A 4,166-nucleotide genomic window follows, 5' to 3' on the forward strand; every position below is an offset into this window, starting at 1 on the left:
AACCCGCGCTCCATCAGATCATCCGCGATGCGCAACTAAAGGGGTGGGCGCCGGCGGAAGTGGCGATGGCAATAGCGGATGCAGCGGATGACTACATTCTGTTGTTGGCCAGCAGGAAGGCGACGTCGCATTGATAGGCGTCACATTGCTAATGGGGCGAGGACGAGGACACCGGATCTGCGGGCAAGGCGGCAGCATTTGCCCGGAGGAAAGATTTCCGCACATCCAGGCATCGCGGCACCGGGGTAGTGAATAGCGTTTCCAGCACGCCAGTAGAGTGATGACATCACGGAATGGAGTTCAACCCACTACCTACAGGACGAAAATCTGCGACCTGTCGGATAAAATCAGGTGAGTTTCGCTTCATCGTGCCTCACGCCGCACAGCGATGCCCCAGAGGATCTGGAACTCGCCGGCGGTAGCGGATTCGTGAACTGTGCCGTGGCAAAGGGCGCCGTACTTCTCGCCCGGGCTTGCGATGACACGCTAGATTGCGCGCGCGGCGGTGAGCAATGACCCTCCCGGAGGAGCGCGGACGCACAGATTTCTCACATTTCTGGCGGCCGTGGCGCTGATCGGCCTTTCCACAATCACCTCAGCCTGCACCACAAACCCTGATCAAACCCCATCAATCGGGTCGTCATCGGCCTATCTACGCGATCGCTCTGTAAATCCAGCCTGTGCAGATGGGTTCAGACCTAGTAACGGCCGCCCGTGCAGCTATTAGACACGAACGTGGTGCGAGGACGCAAGGCAGTCGCCGTCCCAATTTCATGGTGAGAGCGTCGGGGTTCGAACCCGAGACCTACTGATTAAAAGTCAGTTGCTCTACCGGCTGAGCTACGCTCTCCCTGAAGCCGAGCGGTGCGTCCGGCTGGAAGTGCGCGGAACATATGCAGGTGCCCCATTGCGGTCAACCAAAAAATCACCGTTCCCTGTGCATTAGGCACATTTCTTGCGACTGGGCCTGAAAAGGCGGCCCCCTGGAAACGGTCAAAAAGAAAAGCGCCCGAAGGCGCTTTGTAAAAGTTGGGGGAAACGAGGTCATGAACCGGACGGACGAAAGTTCGAATAGTGTTGACGACCCGGAGAAAGCGGAAAAATCCGGGTATACTCTCGCGCCGCCGAGTCCGCTTGGCTCGGCTCACAATCTCAGCATATAAATGCGCGACGGATCAGAAGGTTCCACCGAAAAAGATTTAATCGAATCAATCCTTTCCGAGGCTGGTCGATACCTTCACAAAGTCACATGACGCTCTAGCTAGCTCCTTGTACAGACAAGGAGACTGCGATGACCAGCGTGACCACACCCACAACGACCACCCGAAAAGTGTTGCGCGGGCGACCTTACAGCCTCGGTGAGTTTGCCAGGAAGTATAGACTAGAGGAAACCGAGGCAAAGCGGCTCTATGAGAAGTTCGGGCCATCGGCCACGGAACTCGATCTGCTCATGGCCGCCAAGCGGCGTCTACCGGTTCATTGATGGTTCTATCAAACGCATAAGGACTGTAGCAAATCGAGTGGATTCGCTTTTGTCGCCGTTGCGGTGTGGCCATCGCTCGGTCAGTCCGGCGAGGGGCTGCAGCTCTCCACGACGGTTCTGCAGTTTCAGCGGCTGCAGATCGAAGAGGTCGAAGGCCCAGCTAAAGAGCGACGGCCAATACAAAGCGAATCTTCTCGGTCCCATTTCAGCCTACGGAAACTGAACTTTGATTACCAAGATTTCATTTCATTCGACCGTCATTTCGTGCCAATCCGGGCCGATGCTAATCTGCCGTTCAGCTTCGACATGATCATCTTGCTGGCGGCTGCGTTGGCAGCATGTTGATCGAGGTCGGAATGAACGACGTCAAGACTATGCACGAAACCAAGCCGACCAAGGCGAGCGCCGACCTGGCGACCGTCCTTGCGGCTTCACGCAAACAGTCGAAGGGCCGTTGGCGTGGTCACCTATTGGTATTGCTTCTGCTGATTCTTGCGGCCGGCGGGGTGGCCTATTTCTATGCGCGGCAAGAAGGCAACCAATACAGCTACGCCACTCAACCTATCAAACGCGGCGACCTGACCGTGCTGGTTACGGCAACCGGATCCGTGCAGCCGACTGAGCAAGTGGATATATCAAGCGAGCTGTCGGGTACGGTTCGCGAGGTGAACGTCGACTACAACAGCGAGGTCAAGGCCGGCGAGGTCCTTGGCGCTCTCGATACGAACAAGCTTGAGGCGGACGTCAAGAGTTCGCGGGCGAAACTCGATTCGGCGAAAGCAAACGTCGTGAAGGCCACCGCCGACCTCGAGTCGGCCCAGAGCTCGTTCCAACGAGCCCGCAACCTCGTTCAGAGCAACGTGTCTACGCAGCAGAGCCTCGAAGATGCGCGCTATAAGTTCGATTCCGCGGTCGCCGCAAAGGACATCAACGTCGCTGCCGTGCTTTCTGCTGAGGCTGATTTGCGGCTGGCCGAAGTCAACCTCGCCAAGGCGAAGATCGTCTCGCCGATCAACGGCGTGATTCTCACGCGTTCGGTTGATCCCGGTGCAACGGTCGCAGCGTCCTTGTCCGCGCCGGTGCTGTTCGTCATCGCCGGCGATCTGCGGAAGATGGAACTGCAGGTCGATGTCGACGAGGCCGATGTCGGTCAGATTGCCGTCGGCCAGAAGGCGACGTTCACGGTTGATGCCTATCCCAACCGGACCTTTCCAGCCGAGATCAAGCAGATTCGGTTTGCATCCGAGACCACGAACAACGTCGTGACCTACAAGGCGATCCTGTCGGTCGACAATGCTGACCTGTTGCTGCGTCCTGGCATGACGGCGACGGCTGATGTCACCGTTGAGGCAGTCGAGAATACCCTGATGATCCCAAATTCGGCCCTTCGCTATGCCCCCCCGGCTGCAGAGTCTCCCCGCGGCCGCGGCATCTTCGGCCTCCTCCGACCACCGCGCATGGGGCCACGGAGCGGCAACCAAGGCGAAGCCCTGACCGGAGCAAAGCGGCGCGTATGGCTGCTGAAAGCAGGCAAGCCGGCACCAGTGATCATCCAGGTGGGGTCTTCCGACGGGCAATTCACTCAGATCGTTTCCGGTGACCTGAAGGAAAGCGATGCGGTGATTACCGACGCTACGCAGGCGAAGTAGGCGAGGCTCACGATGCAGAGCCCGGCACTTATCGAATTCAAGCAGGTCTCGAAGATCTATGGTCAGGGAGAGGCGGCCATCCGCGCCCTCGACCGGGTGGATCTGTCGATCCACGAACACGAATTCGTCGCCATCATGGGACCTTCCGGCTCGGGCAAGTCGACGGCCATGAACATTCTTGGTTGTCTCGATGTGCCGAGCGCCGGTGACTACATTTTCCAAGGCGTATCGACACAGGGCTTCGACCGCAGCCAGCTGACATTGCTGCGCCGTCATATGCTCGGCTTCGTATTCCAGGGGTTCAACCTGCTGCCGCGCACCTCGGCGTTGGAGAATGTCGAGTTGCCGCTGATCTATCGCGGCATGCATGCAAGCGAGCGCCACCGCAAGGCCAAGGAGGCGCTCGGGCTTGTGGGGCTTTTCGGGCGTGAGCATCACAAGACGCAGGAACTGTCCGGCGGCCAGCAGCAACGTGTCGCGATTGCCCGGGCGATCGTGACCGAGCCCTCTCTGCTTCTCGCGGACGAGCCAACCGGCAATCTGGACACGAAGACCAGCGTCGAGATCATGGACCTGATGACGCGACTGAACCGCGAACAGGGCATCACGATCGTCATGGTCACGCACGAGCCCGATATTGCTGCCTACGCTCAGCGCCTGCTGCGTTTCATAGACGGCAAGCTCGAGACCGAGGTCGAGCATCGCGGGAGGGCGGATCATGTTCTTTGAGACGCTGAAACTTGCGCTGCGTGCGATCAGCCGGAACATGCTTCGTTCCTTCCTCACGGTGCTCGGCGTGGTCATCGGGGTGGCGGCCGTCATCGCGTTGGTGACGATCGGCAACGGTACGACCGCCCAGGTTTCGGCCGAGCTTTCACGGCTCGGCACCAACATGCTGTTTGCGCGCCCGGGTCAGTTCGGTCCCGGCCGCCCAAGTTCGGAAGCACGCCGATTCACGATCAAGGACGTCGACGCCATCCGCGATCAGGTCAATGGCCTGCGCGCCGTGGCGCCGCTCAATCAGACGACCGCGA

General features: G+C 59.1%; 5 protein-coding genes and 1 tRNA gene. 5 read left to right on the top strand and 1 reads right to left on the bottom strand.

Annotation, left to right across the window (positions count from 1 at the left end; genetic code table 11):
• The first annotated feature begins 505 nt into the window (after positions 1-505).
• Complete coding sequence (locus AAAB35_RS25860) at positions 506-727, top strand: hypothetical protein (protein ID WP_112649718.1); 222 nt, start codon at positions 506-508, stop codon at positions 725-727.
• Positions 728-774: 47 nt separating this feature from the next.
• Here AAAB35_RS25860 and AAAB35_RS25865 read toward each other — a convergent pair.
• Positions 775-850, bottom strand: a tRNA-Lys gene (locus AAAB35_RS25865).
• A 441-nt stretch (positions 851-1,291) separates the two neighbouring features.
• Between AAAB35_RS25865 and AAAB35_RS25870 the strand changes: the two genes are divergently transcribed.
• The 4 genes from AAAB35_RS25870 to AAAB35_RS25885 all read left to right on the top strand — a co-directional run.
• Positions 1,292-1,483 (top strand): hypothetical protein, encoded by a 192-nt coding sequence (locus tag AAAB35_RS25870; RefSeq protein WP_018855005.1) that lies wholly within the window; start codon positions 1,292-1,294, stop codon positions 1,481-1,483.
• 356 nt (positions 1,484-1,839) lie between these two features.
• Positions 1,840-3,132: an efflux RND transporter periplasmic adaptor subunit gene (locus AAAB35_RS25875; RefSeq protein ID WP_340671209.1), complete on the top strand. Its 1,293-nt coding sequence runs from the start codon at positions 1,840-1,842 to the stop codon at positions 3,130-3,132.
• A 12-nt stretch (positions 3,133-3,144) separates the two neighbouring features.
• Entirely contained in the window at positions 3,145-3,861 is a 717-nt protein-coding gene (locus AAAB35_RS25880; RefSeq protein ID WP_340671210.1) for an ABC transporter ATP-binding protein, read from the top strand.
• A partial coding sequence (locus AAAB35_RS25885) for an ABC transporter permease (RefSeq protein ID WP_340671211.1) occupies positions 3,851-4,166 on the top strand: 316 nt, incomplete at its 3' end. The genes AAAB35_RS25880 and AAAB35_RS25885, both read left to right, overlap by 11 nt.

Origin of the sequence: Phyllobacterium sp., from assembly GCF_037994425.1 — a bacterium.
Taxonomy (GTDB): domain Bacteria; phylum Pseudomonadota; class Alphaproteobacteria; order Rhizobiales; family Rhizobiaceae; genus Phyllobacterium.

Coding starts and splice junctions, on each gene's coding strand:
- AAAB35_RS25870 (WP_018855005.1), top strand. CDS start 1,292: ATGACCAGCGTGACCACACCCACAACGACCACCCGAAAAGTGTTGCGC.
- AAAB35_RS25880 (WP_340671210.1), top strand. CDS start 3,145: ATGCAGAGCCCGGCACTTATCGAATTCAAGCAGGTCTCGAAGATCTAT.
- AAAB35_RS25875 (WP_340671209.1), top strand. CDS start 1,840: ATGAACGACGTCAAGACTATGCACGAAACCAAGCCGACCAAGGCGAGC.